The sequence below is a fragment of the Gaetbulibacter jejuensis genome, assembly GCF_039524015.1.
GTDB lineage: Bacteria > Bacteroidota > Bacteroidia > Flavobacteriales > Flavobacteriaceae > Gaetbulibacter_B > Gaetbulibacter_B jejuensis.
The window spans coordinates 197,974-217,885 of the sequence record NZ_BAAAGF010000004.1 but is presented as its reverse complement, the minus strand read 5'-3'; the positions used below and the strand labels follow the sequence as shown (position 1 = coordinate 217,885).

Sequence of the window (19,912 nt, the reverse complement as noted above, 5' to 3'; positions counted from 1 at the left end):
TTGCATAACAATAAAGATAACAATTTCTTTAGACGCATCAAACCCAAAAATTAATAAATTTTGAACATTAAAGATTCTATCCTTAATACTGCAAAAAAAACAATCGCTATTGAGCAAAATGCTATCGCTAATTTAAGTAATTTACTTGACGATGACTTTGCAAATGCAGTTGAACTTATATATAACTCCAAAGGACGTGTAATTATTACAGGTATTGGTAAAAGTGCCATTATCGCTAATAAAATTGTAGCCACTTTAAACTCTACAGGAACTCCTGCAGTTTTTATGCATGCTGCCGATGCTATTCATGGTGATTTAGGTTTAATTCTTGAAGACGATGTAGTAATTTGTATTTCTAAAAGTGGAAACACACCAGAAATTAAGGTGTTGGTACCACTTATTAAGAATGCAAAAAATAAAATGATTGCCATTACTGGTAATAACACCTCATTTTTAGCACAACAAGCCGATTACATTTTAAATGCTTATGTAGAGCAAGAAGCTTGCCCAAATAACCTAGCACCTACAACCAGTACCACTGCGCAATTAGTTATTGGTGATGCCTTAGCGATTTGTCTACTGGAATTACGAGGCTTCTCGAGTAAAGATTTTGCAAAATACCATCCTGGAGGAGCTCTTGGTAAACGACTGTACTTAAGAGTAAGCGATTTATCTTCGGTTAATCAAAAACCTCAAGTAACACTCAATACTAATGTAAAAGAAGTTATTGTTGAAATTTCTGAAAAAATGCTTGGTGTAACTGCTGTGGTAGAAGACCACAAAATTGTAGGTATTATTACTGATGGTGACTTAAGACGTATGCTTACCAAAACCGATTCGTTTTCTGGGTTAACCGCAAAAGATATTATGAGCAGCAATCCAAAACGTATTGATGAAAACGCAATGGCTGTTGATGCTATGGAAGTTATGGAAGAACACGGTATTTCTCAACTTTTAGTAGAACATAAAGGTAAATATGCTGGAGTTGTACATCTACACGACCTCATCAAAGAAGGAATTATCTAATGGCAAAAAAGAACATCAATGAAATGTCATTTCTTGATCATCTTGAAGATTTAAGATGGCATATAATTAGAGCTATAGTAGCAATATTAATTGCTGGTGTGGTGGCTTTTATTTTTAAAGGATTCATTTTTGAAACCATCATTTTTGGTCCTAAACAAATGAGCTTTCCTACCTATAGAATACTTTGTGACATTTCAACCTTTGTAGGTGTTGACACCACGTTTTGTGCTGATGAGTTTCCGTTTATTATTCAAAACAGAACCATGGGCGGACAATTCTCTGCTCACATTTGGACATCTATTTATGCTGGTTTGGTTATTGCATTTCCGTTTGTAATCTATCAATTCTGGAAATTTATAAGTCCTGGACTTCATGAAAACGAACGCAAACATTCTAGAGGGTTTATAATTATTGCATCCTTACTATTCTTTATTGGTGTCCTTTTTGGATATTATATTGTAACGCCTTTATCTATTAACTTTTTAGGAACCTATACAGTAAGCCAGCAAATTTCAAACGAGATAGATATTAGTTCTTACATCTCTTTGGTACGCTCATCCTCTTTGGCGTCTGGTTTTATTTTTGAATTACCTATTCTTATTTATTTCCTAACAAAAATAGGGTTGGTTACACCTGAGTTCCTTAAAAAATACCGCAAGTTTGCCTTAGTTATTGTATTAATCCTTTCGGCAATCATAACACCTCCTGATATTACAAGTCAGGTAATTGTGGCTATTCCTATATTAATACTGTACCAAGTAAGTATATACATTTCAAAATTTGTGGTAAGAAAACAAAATAAAAAAGCAAAACATGTCTAATATAATTAAAGAATTTAATGACTATCGTTCTAGAATGAACGATGCCATACTTGCTGACAACAACAAAATCATAAAACGTATTTTTAACCTAGATACCAATGCCTTTTCTGAAGGTGCTTTGGATGTAAAAACCAAAGAGCTTTTGGGCTTGGTAGCCTCTACTGTATTACGTTGTGACGATTGCATCAAATACCATTTACAATCCTGTCACGAAGCTGGTTTAAGCAAAGCTGAAGTAGTTGAAGCTTTAAGCATTTCTACGCTGGTTGGTGGCACTATTGTTATTCCTCATTTGCGAAGAGCATATGAATTTTGGGATGCTTTAGAAGCACAAAACTAATTAGCGACCAATGTTTAAGCACTTTATCATCACACGTTTTAATTTAAGACTTAAAGAATGGTCTGTAACAAAACATGGTGATGATGTGCTTTCTGAAACTTGGTTAGCTAATCGATTTCAGCTTTTTGAAACCTATTGCTTACCTTCTGTACAACAGCAAACCAATCAAAACTTTGTTTGGTTACTGTGTTTTGATACAAAAACACCTGAAGTTTATAAGCAAAAGATTGAGGCTATTGCTAATACATATAGTAATATTCAGCTGCTCTACATTGATGGTCAAGAACAATTTTCTGAAACTATCTCTAACACTATAAATCAGTCGTTACTTGAAACGGACACACACCTTATCACAACACGTTTAGATAATGATGATGCGATCCATAACACCTTTGTAGATACTATTCAATCACATTTTAAACCTAAAAAACAGTTAACTATCGACTGCACTGAGGGTTATCAACTTATCTTAAAGCAAAATAAAAAACCTACCCTTCGAAAGATGCATTATGTAGGTAATGCTTTTATAAGTCTAATTGAAACTAAAGCTAATTTTAAAACGGTATTAAGCAGGCGTCATAATTTGTGGAGTGAGGTACCATCTATTCAAATCAATACTAAGCGCCTTTGGATTCAACTGGTGCATCAAGAAAACATTTCAAATGCTGAAAAACTACAGCATCCTGAAACCAATACATTTACACCTTCTGATTTTGCAATAGACCCTAAAATTGAGTTAAAATCAAACCGTCAAATACGTTTTGGTAACTTTTGGAGTTTAGTACAACGTGTACTAATCAAATTAAAAATCGTAAGTTTGCCGTCATAGTAAACAGTGTTCAAAATGTTAAGCCTGTGAAATTAAGAGCTGAAAATTTAATGAAGTCCTATAATGGACGTCGCGTGGTAAAAGATGTGTCCCTTGAAGTTAATCAAGGTGAAATCGTAGGTCTTTTAGGACCTAATGGAGCTGGTAAAACCACATCCTTTTATATGATTGTTGGGTTGATAAAACCTAATGGTGGAACTATTTATTTAGAAAACACTGACATCACCAAATACCCAATGTACAAAAGGGCTCAAAACGGAATTGGATATCTAGCACAAGAAGCTTCAGTATTTAGAAAATTGAGTATTGAAGATAATATTTTAAGCGTGTTACAACTCACAAAGCTTAGCAAAAAAGAGCAGCATCTTAAAATGGAATCCTTAATTGAAGAGTTTGGTTTAGGACATATTAGAAAAAACCGAGGCGACTTACTGTCTGGTGGTGAGCGTCGTAGAACCGAAATTGCAAGAGCCTTGGCAACCGACCCAAATTTCATTTTATTAGATGAACCTTTTGCAGGTGTTGACCCTGTTGCGGTTGAGGACATACAACGTATTGTAGCTCAATTAACCAAAAAAAATATTGGTATCCTTATTACCGACCATAACGTACAAGAAACTTTAGCGATTACTGATAGAACCTATTTAATGTTTGAAGGTAGTATTCTTAAAGCTGGTATCCCTGAAGATTTAGCTGCAGACGAAATGGTACGTAAAGTGTATCTAGGGCAAAACTTTGAGCTTCGTAAAAAACGATTGGAGTTTTAATTATTTCCCTTTCTTAAACACTGTCTTTAATAACACATACAAAAGCGCAGTTTGCAATAGTAGGTTGATAAACACTAGCAATAAAACCTTCCATATACTTCCCATTGCATAAAACGGGTAGCTTCTATCCATCAAGCTCAATGGCAAACTCGTTAGTGCAACAAGATAACCCAAGAGAGTATTTATAAAACTTTCTGCTAGAGTACTACTATTAGATGTTAATAAGTGAAGGACTTGTATAACAACCACTGCTAAAACTACAATTAAAAATAGCTTAACAAAGTACTTAATGTTAATGCGATCCTTCACCTTGTTTCATTTTAGCATGTTGGCTTTCTGCTAATAACTTCTTTTGATAACGACCTTGAACCACATCTACAATAACCAAAACAGCCAATACAAAATAGAAAGTTGTTTTACTCATTGGCACTATTTCGTTTCCAAACAATTTAATGTGTGCCAAATGACCGCCTTCGGTAACTAGCATGATACCAACTATAAATAGTATGAACAATCCAAGTACTTCGTACATTCTGTTTTTTGCCAAAAACGCCGAAATCTTATCCGCTAAAATAAGCATTAGCAATCCGCTTATCACTATAGCAATAGCCATAATAATAAAGGCTGTGGTAGGATTTTCAATATCACTGGTTAAACCAATAGCAGCTAAAATAGAATCAAAAGAAAACACTAAGTTCATTAACACAATACTCACTATGGCAGCATTAGCAGATTTACTACGCTTAGAATTAGCAGCTTCAACATCTTGTGTTAAATCGTGTTTAGAAATCATATGCCATATTTCTTTAATAGCAGTATAAATAATAAACCCACCTCCTATTAAGACAATTAAACTATGACCATTAAATGCAAACTCTGCAACATCTTTAAAGTCTCCTGTTAAAAACGAAAATGGTTCTTGAAAATAATCAATAAGCGACACCAACAAAAACAACAGCACAATACGTAACCCTATAGCTATTAAAATCCCTACTTTTCTTACGCGCTTTCTATCTTGTTCTGGTGCTTTTTTAGACTCTAACGAAATGTATAAAAGATTATCAAATCCAAGTACAGCTTGCAACATCACAAGCATTAAAAGGGTAAAAATATTTTCAAGCATAGTAAATGAGGTTATTTAGTGAATAGAGAAACTAAAATATATAAAGCTATAATCAGTGGTATTGCTGCAAACTGCAAAACAATTAACAACACAGCGCTTAAAATAATAAAGACATAGCGTACACTATTATTTTTAAAACTCCAATCCTTAAATTTTAGCGCAAAAAGTTTTAGATTACACACAAGCAAGTAGCTACTTACAACTGTCAGCACCAATAAAAACCAAGAATTAAGAATCACAGCGTTTAAAAACGAATGATTTTGAAACTCCATTATTAATGGCAGTGAAATAATCAATAAGGCATTGGCAGGCGTTGGTAAACCTTTAAAATAGGTTTGTTGGTCTTCATCTACATTAAATTTCGCCAAGCGATACCCTGAAGCCAAAGTAATCAACAACCCAAAAAACGCAAAAGGCGACACGTTTAAGCCATACCAATGCATTGCAGAAGTCCAATCTCTTGTAGGCTCATAAAAACCAGAACCGCTCATACTTAAAGCCAATAGTTTAAACATGATAATTCCAGGTACCAATCCGCTAGTTACCATATCAGCCAAAGAGTCTAGCTGAAGTCCTATTTCACTTTGCACATTGAGTTTTCGGGCTAAAAGCCCATCAAAAAAGTCAAAGAAAATTCCTAAGAAAACAAATACTGCAGCAGTTACAAAATTGTTATGCACTGCAAAAATCACAGCAACAGCGCCACAAAATAAATTCAGAAGCGTAACAAGGTTAGGAATGTGTCGTTTCAAAAGTTGTCAATTAGTTTTGTGTAAAAATAGAAAACTATTTTGAAAATAGTGAGGCAACTTGCACTTCCTATACAATATCTCCTCTAATTTCTAGTTTAATAGATGAAAAATATTGTGCATATTTGTAAAAATTTTTGCTATTGAAAAAGTACATACTCCTTACGCTTACCTTAGTTTCATTGTTAAGTAACGCGCAAACCACCCGAAAGTACTCTAACGAATTTATGAATATTGGTGTGGATGCTGCTGCATTAGGGATGAGCAACGCAGTAGTGTCGCACACAAGCGATGTCAATTCGGGTTACTGGAATCCTGCTGGTTTAATAGCACTCGAAGACAACCAATTGGCACTAATGCACTCTAGCTATTTTGCTAATATTGCCAACTACAACTATGCTGCTTTTGCAATGCCTTTAGACGACAGAAGTGCAGTAGGTATCTCGTTAATACGTTTTGGAGTCGATGATATTTTAGACACCACTCAGCTTATTGACGACCAAGGAAACATTAATTACGACAGAATTAAACTCTTTTCAACTGCCGATTATGGCCTTACCTTTTCCTATGCTAGAGACCTACCTGTTCCTGGACTAAGTTATGGTGTTAATGCTAAAGTTATTAGAAGGATTATTGGTGATTTTGCCTCTTCTTGGGGATTTGGTTTAGACCTAGGTGTACAATTTCAATCGGAAAACGACTGGAAATTTGGGATTATGGCAAGAGATATTACCACAACGTTTAATGCGTGGTCTATAGACGAAGAAAAGTTTGAACAAATAAGTGGTGCGGTTGAAGGACAAAACCAGGAACTTCCTGAGAGTTCAGAAATCACGATCCCTAAGCTACAAATAGGGATGTCTAAGCAATGGATATTTCACTATGACTATTCACTCTTAGCTGCTTTAGACCTTAATGTGCGTTTTGAACAAAACAACGACATCATCTCTACCTCTTTTGCCAGTGTCAATCCTGCACTTGGTTTTGAGTTTGGGTATACCGACTTGGTGTTTTTACGTTTAGGCGCTGGGAATTTCCAAAACGAATTACAGTTTGATGATTCTGAAGATTTAACCTTTCAGCCTAATTTTGGCGTAGGCTTCAAATACAAAGGCATTCAGCTTGACTATGCGTTTACCGACATAGGAGACCAAAGTGCTGCCTTATACTCTAACGTGTTTTCCCTAAAACTCGATTTTAGTATCTTTAGATAAATAATAGCTACTTATGAGATGTCTTTTTAGCCTTATTGTTTTATTATTAGCAATAAACACAGCAAGCGCACAACAGGTACTATCACCTAATGCCGAAATAAGTGTTCTTACAATAGGACCAGGAGCGTCTTTAAACGATGCTTTTGGACATAGCGGATTTAGAATCAAAGATAGAACACAAGGCTTAGATGTAGTCTATGGCTACGGACAATACGATTTTGATGCGCCTAATTTCTATTTAAAATTCGCACAAGGAAAACTCAACTACCTTATTAGCAAACATAATTTTGAAGACTTTTACAGAGCCTATGTGTATTACAACAGAACCGTAAAAGAACAGGTTTTAAATATCACTACAGAAGAACAACAAGCACTTTTCAATTATTTACAGAACAATTACAAACCAGAAAACAGAGCCTACCTTTACGATTTCTTTTATGACAATTGCGCGACTAGAATAAGAGATGTAGCCAACACTGCTTTAAACCAAAATATTACTTACAACACACCTGAAGATTACCAAGAGCAAACCTTTAGAACGCTCATTCAAAACAACCTCAACAAAAACAGTTGGGGAAGTTTAGGAATTGATATTGCCTTAGGATCTGTTATAGATAAAACAGCAACACCTAACGAACAACTTTTTCTTCCTGAAAATATCTATAGGTTTTTTAGTACTGCTACATTACAAAACGGACAACCTCTAGTCAAACAATCTCAAGTACTCTATACAAAAAAAGAACAACTAGAATCTTCTAGCTTTCTGTTAAGTCCTTTGTTTATACTTAGTATTTTAGCATTACTTATTATACTAATCACTTACAAAGATTATAAGAAAAAGAAACGCACCAAGTTGCTAGACGGTATTATCTTTTCTGTTACAGGCTGTATTGGAATAGTACTTTTACTCCTTTGGTTTGCTACCGACCATAGTGCCACAGCAAACAACTATAATCTGTTATGGGCATTTGCCCTTAACGTATTTGTAATACAACAAGTACTAAAACAAACACCTTCTAAATGGTTTTTAAGATACCTCTCTTTTTTAATAATTATGCTCTGCCTATTGGTATTTCATTGGCTAACAGGAGTACAAGTATTCGCCATCACCTTAACACCTTTACTAATCGCCTTAGCGATAAGGTATATATTCTTGTTACGTTACTTTAAAAACAGCACAACAAACTAAACCCACTACTTACTGCCCTCTATAATACAACACAGCACTCAAGGTTTTCACTAGGATATTAACGTCCATAAAAAAGCTACAATGCTTAATGTAGTAAAGGTCGTATTGCAACTTCGTTAAACTATCATCAACCGAACTCCCATACCTCGACTTTATTTGTGCCCAACCTGTTAGTCCAGGCTTTATCACGTGACGCATTTCATAAAAAGGAATAATCTGAGACAGCTCGTTAACAAAATAAGGACGCTCTGGTCGAGGTCCTATCACACTCATTTCGCCTTTAAGCACATTAACAAACTGCGGAATTTCATCAATTCTCGAACGTCTTAAAAAACGTCCAAACGGAGTCACTCTACTGTCATTTTTTTGAGCCCATTTGGCCTCTCCTGACGATTCTGCATTAACAATCATACTTCTAAGCTTCACAATGTTAAAAACAGCACCATTTTTCCCAACACGTTCTTGAACATAAAACAAAGGCCCTCTGTTTGCAATAAAATTCCCTATAAGAATGATAGGCAGCATAGCTACTCCAAAAAGCAATCCTACAGTAGAAAAAATAAGATCAAATGAACGATGAAAAAGTTGATAGAGTTTATTTTGGTGACTTCTACTAAACGGGAAGTATTTATAAAAATCCTTACCTACAAATTGAATTGGCACTCTATGGGTAATCTCTTCATAAACTTGAGTGTATTCACGAATGGTAAAACCACTTTCTAAAAGCATCATAAGGCTTCCATATATCTCATTAGTAATAGTCTCAGAGTTATAAGCTGCCACTAGAATCTCCGAAATATTCTGCTCATTAATAACTGACAATAACTCGTGAGGCTGAAACTCTTTAAGCCCTCTAAACTTAATAGGTGCTTCGTGCTCTTGTTCACAGTTAATAAATCCAACTATTTTGTAATTAGGATCGGCTTGTTTTAAAGGTTTAATAATGCTTTCAATATTTGAAATCTCGCCTACCAGCAGTACTTTTTTATAAAACCTAGGCTTAGTAATAAACGTCACATATACCACACGCCACAAAAACACCATAACAATAATTGACGAATAGAAGTATACTATTTCAATACGTTTATCAGGTAAAAAAGGCGTAAAGAAAGGAGTTAACATGTATATCAATACAACTGTTGAGGCAGTAAGCACTACATTCCTAAACGTAACATCTAGGGTACTGGACTTTTGTAAATCATAAATTTCAAAAACGGTCCCTAAAATAGTAAGATAAAAGACTAAAACCACTAAAGCGACTCCATGTTCTTGATGAAGTGTAAGGTAATTAAAATCAAAAAACTGCTCAAGAAGATACAGTCCCAAAAACACCATTACAATATCCAGTATACGCAGCAACACCTTTCGTTCGGAAATCTCAAAATGGATGTCAGTCTTGAGTTTACTCATCTAAGCCTCTGATTTGGGTATAAATATAACAAGAAGTTTAACATATCAAATAATGAAGCAAGTTTTTTGGTTACAATACATCTTTCCATAGTTGTTTAACACAATTCCAGTCAAAAGACTCGGCAACTGCTCTAGCATTAGCTATCATGTGTTCGCGTTCAGTAGCGTGTTCAAACAGATAAAGGATAGCCTCTACCATAGCCTCTACCGATTCAGGAGCTACAAGCAATCCTTCTTGTTGATGTTGTATTAAATAAGGCATTCCACCCACATTGGTAGACACTATAGGCAAACCTAAAGCCATAGCCTCAATCACACTTACTGGAGTGTTGTCAAAATTAGTGGTGTTAATAAAACAATTGTAGTCTTGAGAAAGTTGAGTCCATGCCGCTTTACTCAACTTTCCAGTAAAGGTCACTTCAACCCCTAAGGTAGAAGCCAAGGCTTTTACATTGGCTAAAGTACCATCACTATCGGGTCCCACCATACAAAGGGATGCTTTATAACCTTTATCCAATAGTGTTTTTAAGACCTTAACCGCTAGTTCTGGGTTATAAAGCACCGAAAATGAACGTACCCATAACAGCCGTATTGTAGTATAGTCTTTGGTTTGAAATGGATACTTCTCAATTTCTATTGTATTTGGAATATAGGATACGTTGTCATAGCCATAAGACGCAAAAGCCTGCTTTAAGTATAATGAAGGAGAAACGTTTACTTTGGAGTATTTAAAAATCATACGGCACATAATAGGGTGCTTATGCAAACGCGCAGGCAAATTTCCACCATTTAAGCTAGGAATATACTCCACCCTAAAAACGCGACACAATTGGCTAATAACAAGTGCAAAATAAAAATTATGGGTACTATAGGTATCAATAACTACAGTATTCACACGATGTTGAAGCCTAAAAAAAGCAAACACCATATCTAATAACCTTAACACCTTATTGCTCTTGCTCGATGCATAATACATGCTATACCCTTCGCGCTGTAGTAAGGCGCCTAGGTTTTGAATGGAAGACACATTACTACGGTTATTTTGTAAGTTGTTGCCTATGTACAGAACGTGTTTCATTAGTAACGTGTAATAAACTTAATCCATAAATAAATGAAGGGGCAGCAATACGCAACCCTGAATGGTTAATGGTCGCAAACCAAAAACATAAAAAGGCATAAAAAAATATATTCTTTTTATTTCTACCCCTATAAGCCAAGGGAGCAATAATTAGGATGAGTAAAATAATCACCCCAAAAAAACCATGTTCAGACAATAAACGGCCTACTTCATTATGTGAGGGTAAATGACCAACACCTTTTTCCACCCTAGCATTTTTAACTCTACTGGCTCCAATACCTAAAAACGGACTATTCAAAAACCCTTCTATTTCTTCTACAAAAAGTGTAACGCGACCTGTTGTAATATCACCTTTTTCTCTACCTAAAGCATCTTCATTGGCATAACGTTTATCAATTAACCCCATAGTTTGATTAGAACTGATCACCCAGGTTACCGATATCGCAATAATTAATAAAAATAAAGAGCCTATAATTTGATTTTTTTGCCGCAAAGAAGACTTAAAAAACAAACTCCATAAAAACGCAGCCACCACAATAACAGCTGCAAAAATACCTCCTCGGCTAAAAGTTACAATAGCTCTAAAGGTCATTGCACCTAAAATAGTAAGGTTAAGTAACTTTAAAGCCAAATTTGGAGACTTTAAAAACAAGCGCACTACCATAATAAACATCCCAAGCCCTAAAATAGTCGAAACCTGATTAGGACCAAAACCTCCTGAAGTGGCTGCATTCGATGCAGTCCCTGATAAGGTATCTTTAATGCTTGGGTTATACAAAAACAAATAAACGGTAGTGCTAATCAATGGCAACATCATATAAATTAATACGTTATGAATTTGTTGATAGCTTACCTTCCTATCGTAACAAAACAAGGCTGCTGCTCCTAAACACACTGGTCCACTTAATACAAAAGCAATATTGGTTCTAAAATTGGCATCTAGCGTCAAAGTAACAGACGCAACAACTATTGCAGGCACCAGAAGTATCAGGTATATAAAATAAGGATATCCTTTTCCGGACAAGCCCTTATAAAACATACCCATAATCACAAAAACAATCACTAAATACTTAGACGCCTCATAAGCCAACCCTCCTTTAGTCATCCTAAATAATACCTCAGCACCTACAAAATAAGCCGAAGCATATAACACAGCCTGCACTTTCTCTTTCTTGGGTACTAAAATAATTTGAAGCGTAAAATACACTAAAGCTATTATAAAATATAGTTTTGCAATTGGTTCTATAACAAACAAAGCAAAACCTAATACAATATGGATTAGAATTAACGATATATACTTTTTTTCCTCTTTCAAGATAACGTCAATTAACTTTTAATTACTTTAAGTATTCTTTTATTATAATATTCAAAAGTAAACATTTCCACTATGCTACTTGAGTTTTTAATTAATGAGTCATATTCACTTTCATCAATTTCGACTAACGCTAGTATAGTTTTAACTATGGTGTTAGTATTTATAGGTGAAATTAGAAATCCATTTTTAGCATGAATATAATGCCCTATGGCTGAAATATTAGACACTAAAGGAATACAACCAAAGTTCATAGCCTCAGCAATAACTTTGGGAAATCCTTCCGAAGCCGTGGTTGGCATAATAAACCCGTGACACTGCTTATAAATAGCAAACACCTCGGTTCTTGGCAAAAAACCATGAAACACTACCGTAACACCTACCTCCTTAGAAATAGCTTCAAACTGTGACCGTTCAGGGCCATCGCCTACCAAATGCAAAGTTCCTATTTTAGCCTTTTCATCAACTGAAAGTGCCTTAAACGCCTCCAAAATACGACCAACGCCTTTTTCTGACTCTAAACGTCCTACATAACAAAAATTCCATACGGTTGGCCATTCACGAGAGGTACTATAGGTAGCACCTAGCGCAACCTCTGCTTCTGTTAAACAAGGATTTTCAAAAGTCAAACAATGCTTAGGCTGTCCTTCCCAACGTCCATTAATAGTAACGCTTCGCGATTGGTGCTTAAGCATCCAGCGTTGTAAACGATAGCCTAAAGGTGGATGTGTTTGATTCCAATTGCCTGCATACTTGTACCAACCTTTAGTCTTGTTAAAAAATGTAAGATATGGAATTAAATACACGCCTATTCCTGTGGGTGTTCGCAATTGAAATACAGTAGCCTCTCGTAATACTTTAGCAACACTACGTATTACTTTTGGAGCGTATACCATACTTTTTAGCTTACTACCTATCCCACGACCTCCTAATGCTGGTATGGAAACAAATGTAATGCGTTCAGAGGTATAAGGTAAGGCACTAGGAGGCGCTTTACCGTCATGCAACATCGCCACATGAATAATCTTATCAAAATGGACTACCAGGTGGTTAATCTCACTAATGGTAGGTCCCCAACCCACAAGGGTACCATCGTCAGTCTTATAATGTTCGGTATGGGATATTATTACTAAAGTCACTTCTCAAATACTGCTATATAACGGTTTACAATTACAGCCCAATCATGCTTCAAAGCCCAAGATCGTGCATTTTCTTTGTAACGTGCATTTTGGGTAATCAACTCCTCAATACTTGTTTTAAAAGCAACTAAATCATCATAGGCAATCAATCGCCCAGATTTAAAGTCTTCAATAGCATCTTCAATCCCACAACCTAAAGCCCCTATTGCTGGCAATCCCATGGCATTAGCTTCTAATATCGCAATTCCAAAACCTTCTACATCACCTGTTGAAGTCGGACTACTTAACATCACAAAAATATCACTTTCATTTAAAAAAGAACGTAGCTCCATATCTGAAACCCGTCCATGAAAACTAACATGCTCCAGTACGCCTAACAAAGACGCTTCTGCCTCAAACGCATCACGTTGAGTAGGCAATCCCACACAGTGATAATGCAATTCTGGATAAGCTTTTATAAGCTCTGGTAATTGTCGTATAACATTCAACTGTCCTTTACGTTCGGTAACATTCCCTACGGTAATCAGTTTTGGATAGCCTTTTAAATCCTTTGGTAAAATAGCTTGAGCCTCAAATTGACGAACAGGTATCCCATTGGGTATGACAACTACGGCATCATGATGATCTTGCACAAGGGATTTGGTAAAATGGGAGACTGCAACAAGGGTTGTAAAGCGCTGAAGCGAAACCCTTATAGAACGGTTTAACAACGACTGGGTAAAATTCACTTCACTACCATGCAGCACTGCCATATACTGACGCTTATAAAACAAACTCGCAAAAGCGACCACCCACAACGGAAACTTACCTGAAGCAATAACAATCTCATTGGAAGGCAAATACTTAAAAAGTAAACATAAACGCTTAAAGTACATCAGTACTCTTAACCGACGCTTTACAATTCGCTGAACCTTAAAAATCAAAGTGTTATCAAATTTAGCTTCTTCAACTCCAGAATCAGAACGCTCATCGGCAATAACCGTAACAGTATGCGACGCCTCTTGTAAATGGTGTGCTAATTGATAGGCATGAGTACCAATACCTCCCGGTTGTGGAGGAAACTCTGAAGTCAATATCAGTACACGTTTACGCTGCAATAAATGGTTTATTTATAATACCTTAAGTTATACTTTATTCAAACAATCCTACAAAGACACACCATCAAACGCCTTACTTTCACCTTCTATCTTCTCACTTATGTCTCATGCCTTTTTAAACTTTCAACCAAGCACTACATACCAAACAATTATACTTCGCACTTCCATCTTCAGTCACTCAAATTCTCAATCCTAGCGCCTATTTTCAATTTCTCACTAGCCAATCGCCAAGACTTAACTACCTGATACAACACCAAAGGAATAAAAAACAAAGAAACAAAAACCCCTATAATCTGCAAGCCTTTATGGGTTTTAAATTGATAAGGCATTATGGATAGTGGTATGGTACGCCATAAAGCGCGTTTAGCGGCAGCATTACCATAATAGCCTCTAAACAGATACAACACACTAGGGATGGGTCGTGGTGACAGCCAATGTTTGGTTCTAAAAGCATCCCAACTCCCCATAGTTCTTAGACCTCCAGAGTTAACTTTTAAATGCAAACGCTTTGCATAAGGGTTAGACACATTTAAAAACCCGTGTAAATACGCACGCAATCCATACTCCCCATCACCCATACGTTGTTGTTCAAACTGTCTATCAAATAAACCTAGTGTTTTAAAAACAGACCTTTTAATAAGTACGTTTCCTGTATCTAATTGGTCACTCACTCTAAAAAAAGCATAATGCTCTGGTACTTTCGCGCCAACTTTAGAAATGGACACCCCAGAAGACAAAGAGGCCTTAAAAAAATCAATACACTTCAAGTGATTTCGAATCCAGTCACTCGAAACACGACTATCGTCATCAAATAACAGTAAATAGTCTCCTGTACTTCTACGTATGGCTGTATTTCTTGCCAACCATAAGGCCTGTTCTTCTTGGTATACAACATCTAATTCTAAGTCATAGCCCTCATAAAACGCTGCTTGAAACGGTGTGGATTGATCAACCACCAACACTTCAAAATGGGTATAATCTTGCTGTTCCAAGTCACGCAACACATCTTTTAGGTAGGCATAGCGGTTTAACGTAGGAATTATAACACTCACTTTAGGTGCACTGGCCACAAGTGTAGATTCAAAAGTATCCCATTCCGGATACTTAAAAGGCGTATTCCAATAAGCACTTCGTTGAACCCCTCTAGTCTTAAAATAAGCGCTGAGTTCCCGTAGCGGAGACTTAAAACTAAGTAAGCGATACAGCAACACATACAACACCCAAAATGGACTAAAATATTTTCTCATAAAAACATAATTATCCACAACAGGTAAAGATGCAATCTGTACTATAGTGGCTGTGTCTCCTATATAGCCTTTATGTAAAGCTTGCCACGACAAATCGTAGTCTCGAGCCAAAGCACTAGTGTAATGCCCATCAGGTTCCAACTGTGTTTGTAGTGCTTCTGGTAACGCTTTAAAAACAGGAAACACACTTTCACCATTACGTTTAAGTAATGAAAAATAATGTGTAGGCTGCAAATACTTTAAAAACTCAAAAAGCATATCTATTATTTAGTAAAACACCATACAACATGATCTGTCCTTAACCCAAAACGATCTACAAACTCAGTTTCTAAATCTTTAACCAACAACTGACTAACTTTAAAGCCAATAGCTTCAAAACGTTTATAGTAATCTAAGCCACAACTTCTACAGTGGTCATAATGCCCATGAATTCTCTCATAATCCTCATAGGGTAAATTAACATCTTCAAAAGTCGTCATATTTTCTAAAGGATATATTGGTACACTCACTAAAAAATGACCTCCTTTTTTCAATAGTCTATACACCTCAGCTATAGCTTGTTGATCTTTTGGTATATGCTCAAGCACATGCCACGCAATAGCCAAATCATAACTAAACTCTTTTAAACTAGTATTTGTAAGGTCTTGAACTATGTTTATGTGCTTTACTGGTCTAATGTTTAAGCGGTCATAACTATCTAAAGGAGTAACTTTATCCTTAATATAATTGAATTCATTTACATTAGGAGCTACATGCAATAGTTTAGGAGTGTCATTTAAGAGCTTAAAATATGCTAATGAAAAAGGAATTAGTCGTGTCCTTGGTAATGAGTTACATTTAGGACAACACCCTTTAAAAAACTTTTTTCCTCGCCAATTACAAATTTCACAAACAACTATATCCCCTCTATAACATAGAACTCTTACCCTATTTCTAATCCGCTTATAAGCTATATTAGCATAAAGCTCAGGATTAAGTATTAATTTTTTAAAATTCATCTGAACTTACATTAATCATTTTCATAAAAAGCCATAAATAACTTTTGGTGTTTGTCTATTGAAAACAGATCAAGTACTCGCTGTCTCGAGGCTGCTCTAACTTCTGCTTTAGTCGATTCGGGTAAATGTATAATATTAAGTATAGCTTCTGCTAACAGTTTAGCATTTTTTTTAGGCACAACCCATCCTGTTTGCTCATCAATAACATTTTCAGGCAAAGCCCCTCCATCTGATACTATTGTTAATAATCCCATGGCCTGTGACTCTAACACTGAATTGCAAAACCCTTCTGAAATACTATATTGAACATATACATCTGTAACTTGCAATATTTGTTTCAATGCTTCCTGAGACATTCTTCCTTTTAAAAAAACATAATCTTTTAATTTTAAAAAGTCTATCTGCTTCTGTAAAAGAGAATATTCAGGTCCATCTCCTATAATTAAATATTCAAAATTTAACCCTGCCTGTTTTAAAAATACCGCAGCTTCAATCGAGAATTTAAGTCCTTTGATAGGGTGTAAGCGTCCTACAGTTGTAATAGTGGTTTTTTCATTACTTGTTCTAAATTTATGCCACTCATTAGAAAACAGTTTTATATCTACAGCAGGTGTAATAACCATTGAAGGTGTACTCTTATCTAAACCTAAGGTATAAGCTTTTTGTAAAAGATAGTTTGATATTGAATGTATTTTATCAACTTTAGCCCATAACAAATCATAACAATTAGGATGTAATTCAGCATAAACATCTATATCATATCCTCTAAAACTTACAGCCATTTTTGCGCCTATAGCCTCTGCTACACTTTCGCTTTGTAGCGCTATCGTTGCAAAACCAAAGTGTACCCAATTAAGTGTCTTGAAGCGAAGTATGTGAGAATTATTATAAAGGTTTTTTATTATTTGTGTCCAACTTCTTTTTGATTGTCTCTCCAAAGCAATAAACTTAAAAAAACGTATTGGATGAAACAGACTCAATAAAAATAATGTTGTACTCACCTTAAAAAATCTAACCCAAAGAGGATATTGACTTAAACTTAATACAGATTTTACTTCACAAGCTTTGAAATAAGGATCTCTATTCTGAGTAAACAGAATAACCTCATATCCTAACTCTTGCAACACCTTTATTTTAAGTCTAAAAAAAGTCTCGGAATATTGTGGAATTTGTGAAAGTACGATACCTATTCTCAAAAGTATTATCTTTTATTATGCTTTTTAATTTCATTAGCTAGAACAATTGAATACGCTTTTCCTGATGCTATGTCTAGATGATGCCCATCAATGTAATCATAATCTAAATTCTGCTTTGTACCATTAATGTAAAGAACATCCATTTCGTTTGACAATGTTTCAATAACAACATCAAAGTTAGGTAATAAATCGTCTTCAATCATTAGCATCTCTTCTTGTATTGGCAACCTAACCAAATAGACTGTTCCAAAATTTTGTAAATATTCTATAGTTTTTCGTAAATACTCCATTCGTGCTTTAGACAGTCCTACATACTCTTCTTTAATCCTTTTATAGCTATTCAGAGAACTCTTTATACGCTTTTGCTTTCTACTTTCATTATCAACTAAACGTACCTGATACCAACCATTATCATGAACATATAAATCTTCTCCATAAAAATTCCCCCCTTTCTTTGTAAAAATCTCAACATTCCGCCCATCATAAAAATTCAACAAATAATAAAAATTTGGATGTATCGTTACCTGTTCTACGGTTCCTAAAAAAGAAGATTCTTCCCAAAACTCTGTAGTAGTAGTTTTGTTTTCAATTTTATTACAAACTGTCCAAGGATTAACCTCTAAAATAAACACTCCATTAGCGGTTGTGGTATCCAGTTTCTTTTTTATGCTTTCTAGGTAAGGCGCCCCATAAGGCGTATGCACTCTTGAAAATGCATAATTATAAAGACTACTGTCTCCTAGTAAACTATCAATATATTGTGGTTGCAACCCTTGAGCTGCTCTAGATGATCCAACAATAAGTGATTGCTGTTTTGGAGTGGTAAACTTTACGTAAAAAGCATCTGTATGTCCATCAGCTTGCATAAATACATAAAGACAACTAAGTAAAACTATAGTCAAAAACGCTAGAGTATGTATTAAAAATCTCTTCATCAAAACTGAAAATAAATAAACTCTTGTTCTTTACCGCCATACAAAAAAATCAGCATAGCAATCACATAATAAATCCCCCAACGCACAGCTCTAGGATAACCTAACCATAACCGCTCAATGGCATATTGCTCACGACGACCAAACCATTCTACCACAATAAACAGCAACAATAATACAAACAAAAATCTAGGTCTAACCTCTGGCATCGAAAATAGCGACCTACTAAAAACACCCTGCAAATAACTAAAGGCCTCTTGCATACTAGCAGCCCTAAAAAACACCCAAGCAATAACTGTTAAAAAGAATGTACTCCCAATACCCACAAACTCCCTAAAATTAGGAAGCAACCTAGTTTCAGCCACCACACCAGTATGCACTCTATTCCGTTTTAGCACTAATAAAGGCACAAAATAAAGCGCGTTTAAAGCACCCCAAACCATAAAGGTCCAGTTGGCACCATGCCAAAAGCCACTTACAATAAAAATCACAAACACGTTGCGTAGCACCTTCCATTGACTAACTCGCGAACCACCTAGTGGGATATACACATAATCTCGAAACCAAGTGGATAACGATATATGCCAACGTCGCCAAAACTCAGCAATATCTCTTGAAAAATAAGGAAAGGCAAAATTCTGTCGCAAATCAAAACCAAACAAGCGTGCGGTACCTATAGCAATATCACTATACCCTGAAAAGTCACCGTAAATTTGAAACGCAAACAACACAGCACCTAACAGCAAAGTGCTTCCGGAGTACGAACCGTAACCATCAAAGATAATGGTCACAAACTCAGCACAATTATCGGCTATAACAATCTTTTTAAACAAGCCCCACAAGATTTGTCGTAAACCATCCACTGCTTTAGAATACTCAAAAGAACGTTTTTTGTAAAACTGTGGCAATAAATGGGTAGCACGCTCTATTGGGCCTGCAACCAACTGCGGAAAAAAGCTCACAAAAGCTGCAAACGAAATAAAATCACGTGTAGGTTTTAGTTTACCGCGATACACATCTATGGTATAGCTCATGGTTTGAAAAGTATAAAAACTAATCCCTACAGGTAATATAATGTTCAGCGTATTTGGCTGTATAGACAGCCCAAAAAGAGAAAAGGCATCTACAAAGGCATCTACAAAAAAATTATAGTACTTAAAAAAGCCTAACAACCCTATATTTACAAAAACACTAACCCATAAGAGTGCCAACCGATGTTTAGGGTGATGCTGCTGTTCCAATTGTAGCCCTATGGTATAATCCACTAAGGTACTAAAAGCTATTAAGGTCAAAAATCGATAATCCCACCAACCGTAAAACACATAACTGGCAACAACTACCAAGGCATTTTGAACACGCAAATGGCGCTGGGCAACACACCAATACAGCACAAACACAATGGGCAAAAAAACAGCAAAGTCTAAAGAATTAAAAAGCATAAGGTT

At 35.6% G+C, this 19,912-nt stretch carries 19 protein-coding genes; 7 read left to right on the top strand and 12 right to left on the bottom strand.

Annotated features, from left to right (window positions below):
- Window positions 1–60: 60 nt before the first annotated feature.
- From ABD011_RS13045 to lptB, 5 genes are read left to right on the top strand one after another with little or no spacing between them, the layout of a single operon-like run.
- The gene (locus ABD011_RS13045; protein WP_129761242.1) at window positions 61–1,026 is read left to right on the top strand and encodes a KpsF/GutQ family sugar-phosphate isomerase; all 966 of its coding nucleotides are present in this window, start codon (window positions 61–63) and stop codon (window positions 1,024–1,026) included.
- Window positions 1,026–1,847, top strand: coding sequence for a twin-arginine translocase subunit TatC (gene tatC / locus ABD011_RS13040; RefSeq protein ID WP_129761241.1), 822 nt, complete (start codon window positions 1,026–1,028; stop codon window positions 1,845–1,847). Before ABD011_RS13045 ends, tatC begins: the two co-directional genes overlap by 1 nt.
- The gene (locus ABD011_RS13035) at window positions 1,840–2,187 is read left to right on the top strand and encodes a carboxymuconolactone decarboxylase family protein (RefSeq protein WP_343798925.1); all 348 of its coding nucleotides are present in this window, start codon (window positions 1,840–1,842) and stop codon (window positions 2,185–2,187) included. The genes tatC and ABD011_RS13035 overlap by 8 nt, the downstream gene beginning before the upstream one ends.
- 10 nt (window positions 2,188–2,197) lie before the next feature.
- The gene (locus tag ABD011_RS13030) at window positions 2,198–3,016 is read left to right on the top strand and encodes a glycosyltransferase (RefSeq protein WP_343798923.1); all 819 of its coding nucleotides are present in this window, start codon (window positions 2,198–2,200) and stop codon (window positions 3,014–3,016) included.
- A 26-nt stretch (window positions 3,017–3,042) separates the two neighbouring features.
- Complete coding sequence (gene lptB, locus ABD011_RS13025; RefSeq protein ID WP_129761238.1) at window positions 3,043–3,783, top strand: LPS export ABC transporter ATP-binding protein; 741 nt, start codon at window positions 3,043–3,045, stop codon at window positions 3,781–3,783.
- A 292-nt stretch (window positions 3,784–4,075) separates the two neighbouring features.
- Here the strand turns inward: lptB and ABD011_RS13020 are convergent, their stop codons facing one another.
- Complete coding sequence (locus tag ABD011_RS13020) at window positions 4,076–4,906, bottom strand: TerC family protein (RefSeq protein WP_343798921.1); 831 nt, start codon at window positions 4,904–4,906, stop codon at window positions 4,076–4,078.
- Between the two features lie 11 nt (window positions 4,907–4,917).
- Window positions 4,918–5,658: a CDP-alcohol phosphatidyltransferase family protein gene (locus ABD011_RS13015; protein ID WP_343798919.1), complete on the bottom strand. Its 741-nt coding sequence runs from the start codon at window positions 5,656–5,658 to the stop codon at window positions 4,918–4,920.
- Between the two features lie 140 nt (window positions 5,659–5,798).
- On the opposite strand from ABD011_RS13015, the gene ABD011_RS13010 reads away from it, so the two are divergent.
- Both ABD011_RS13010 and ABD011_RS13005 read left to right on the top strand, forming a co-directional pair.
- Entirely contained in the window at window positions 5,799–6,869 is a 1,071-nt protein-coding gene (locus ABD011_RS13010; protein WP_343798917.1) for a putative type IX sorting system protein PorV2, read from the top strand.
- A gap of 13 nt (window positions 6,870–6,882) precedes the next feature.
- Window positions 6,883–8,058 (top strand): lipoprotein N-acyltransferase Lnb domain-containing protein, encoded by a 1,176-nt coding sequence (locus tag ABD011_RS13005; RefSeq protein WP_343798915.1) that lies wholly within the window; start codon window positions 6,883–6,885, stop codon window positions 8,056–8,058.
- A gap of 9 nt (window positions 8,059–8,067) precedes the next feature.
- On the opposite strand, the gene ABD011_RS13000 is transcribed toward ABD011_RS13005, so the two are convergent.
- From ABD011_RS13000 to ABD011_RS12955, 10 genes are all read right to left on the bottom strand, one after another.
- Window positions 8,068–9,468 (bottom strand): sugar transferase, encoded by a 1,401-nt coding sequence (locus tag ABD011_RS13000; RefSeq protein ID WP_343798913.1) that lies wholly within the window; start codon window positions 9,466–9,468, stop codon window positions 8,068–8,070.
- 70 nt (window positions 9,469–9,538) lie between these two features.
- The gene (locus ABD011_RS12995; protein ID WP_343798911.1) at window positions 9,539–10,546 is read right to left on the bottom strand and encodes a glycosyltransferase family 4 protein; all 1,008 of its coding nucleotides are present in this window, start codon (window positions 10,544–10,546) and stop codon (window positions 9,539–9,541) included.
- A complete protein-coding gene (locus ABD011_RS12990) occupies window positions 10,506–11,861 on the bottom strand; it encodes an O-antigen ligase family protein (RefSeq protein WP_343798909.1) in 1,356 nt (451 codons plus the stop codon). The genes ABD011_RS12995 and ABD011_RS12990 overlap by 41 nt, the downstream gene beginning before the upstream one ends.
- Window positions 11,862–11,872: 11 nt before the next feature.
- Window positions 11,873–12,997, bottom strand: a complete 1,125-nt coding sequence (locus ABD011_RS12985; RefSeq protein WP_343798907.1) for a glycosyltransferase — start codon at window positions 12,995–12,997, stop codon at window positions 11,873–11,875.
- Window positions 12,994–14,094 carry a glycosyltransferase family 4 protein gene (locus tag ABD011_RS12980; RefSeq protein WP_343798905.1) on the bottom strand — a complete coding sequence of 367 codons (1,101 nt, stop codon included), beginning with the start codon at window positions 14,092–14,094 and terminating at the stop codon, window positions 12,994–12,996. Before ABD011_RS12980 ends, ABD011_RS12985 begins: the two co-directional genes overlap by 4 nt.
- Window positions 14,095–14,264: 170 nt before the next feature.
- Window positions 14,265–15,599, bottom strand: coding sequence for a glycosyltransferase family 2 protein (locus ABD011_RS12975; protein ID WP_343798903.1), 1,335 nt, complete (start codon window positions 15,597–15,599; stop codon window positions 14,265–14,267).
- 5 nt (window positions 15,600–15,604) lie between these two features.
- Entirely contained in the window at window positions 15,605–16,339 is a 735-nt protein-coding gene (locus ABD011_RS12970; RefSeq protein ID WP_343798901.1) for a methyltransferase domain-containing protein, read from the bottom strand.
- A gap of 11 nt (window positions 16,340–16,350) precedes the next feature.
- Entirely contained in the window at window positions 16,351–17,535 is a 1,185-nt protein-coding gene (locus ABD011_RS12965; protein ID WP_343798899.1) for a glycosyltransferase family 4 protein, read from the bottom strand.
- 5 nt (window positions 17,536–17,540) lie between these two features.
- Window positions 17,541–18,437 carry a hypothetical protein gene (locus ABD011_RS12960; RefSeq protein ID WP_343798897.1) on the bottom strand — a complete coding sequence of 299 codons (897 nt, stop codon included), beginning with the start codon at window positions 18,435–18,437 and terminating at the stop codon, window positions 17,541–17,543.
- A 32-nt stretch (window positions 18,438–18,469) separates the two neighbouring features.
- On the bottom strand, window positions 18,470–19,906 hold the full coding sequence (locus ABD011_RS12955) for an MBOAT family O-acyltransferase (protein WP_343798895.1): 1,437 nt from the start codon (window positions 19,904–19,906) through the stop codon (window positions 18,470–18,472).
- Window positions 19,907–19,912 lie beyond the last annotated feature (6 nt).

What these genes read in the sequence shown, in the direction of transcription:
- ABD011_RS13005 (WP_343798915.1), top strand. Translation starts at nt 6,883, where the DNA reads ATGAGATGTCTTTTTAGCCTTATTGTTTTATTATTAGCAATAAACACA.
- ABD011_RS12975 (WP_343798903.1), bottom strand. Translation starts at nt 15,599, where the DNA reads ATGCTTTTTGAGTTTTTAAAGTATTTGCAGCCTACACATTATTTTTCA.
- ABD011_RS13000 (WP_343798913.1), bottom strand. Translation starts at nt 9,468, where the DNA reads ATGAGTAAACTCAAGACTGACATCCATTTTGAGATTTCCGAACGAAAG.
- ABD011_RS12995 (WP_343798911.1), bottom strand. Translation starts at nt 10,546, where the DNA reads ATGAAACACGTTCTGTACATAGGCAACAACTTACAAAATAACCGTAGT.
- ABD011_RS12955 (WP_343798895.1), bottom strand. Translation starts at nt 19,906, where the DNA reads ATGCTTTTTAATTCTTTAGACTTTGCTGTTTTTTTGCCCATTGTGTTT.
- ABD011_RS12970 (WP_343798901.1), bottom strand. Translation starts at nt 16,339, where the DNA reads ATGAATTTTAAAAAATTAATACTTAATCCTGAGCTTTATGCTAATATA.
- ABD011_RS13020 (WP_343798921.1), bottom strand. Translation starts at nt 4,906, where the DNA reads ATGCTTGAAAATATTTTTACCCTTTTAATGCTTGTGATGTTGCAAGCT.
- ABD011_RS13030 (WP_343798923.1), top strand. Translation starts at nt 2,198, where the DNA reads ATGTTTAAGCACTTTATCATCACACGTTTTAATTTAAGACTTAAAGAA.
- ABD011_RS13035 (WP_343798925.1), top strand. Translation starts at nt 1,840, where the DNA reads ATGTCTAATATAATTAAAGAATTTAATGACTATCGTTCTAGAATGAAC.
- tatC (WP_129761241.1), top strand. Translation starts at nt 1,026, where the DNA reads ATGGCAAAAAAGAACATCAATGAAATGTCATTTCTTGATCATCTTGAA.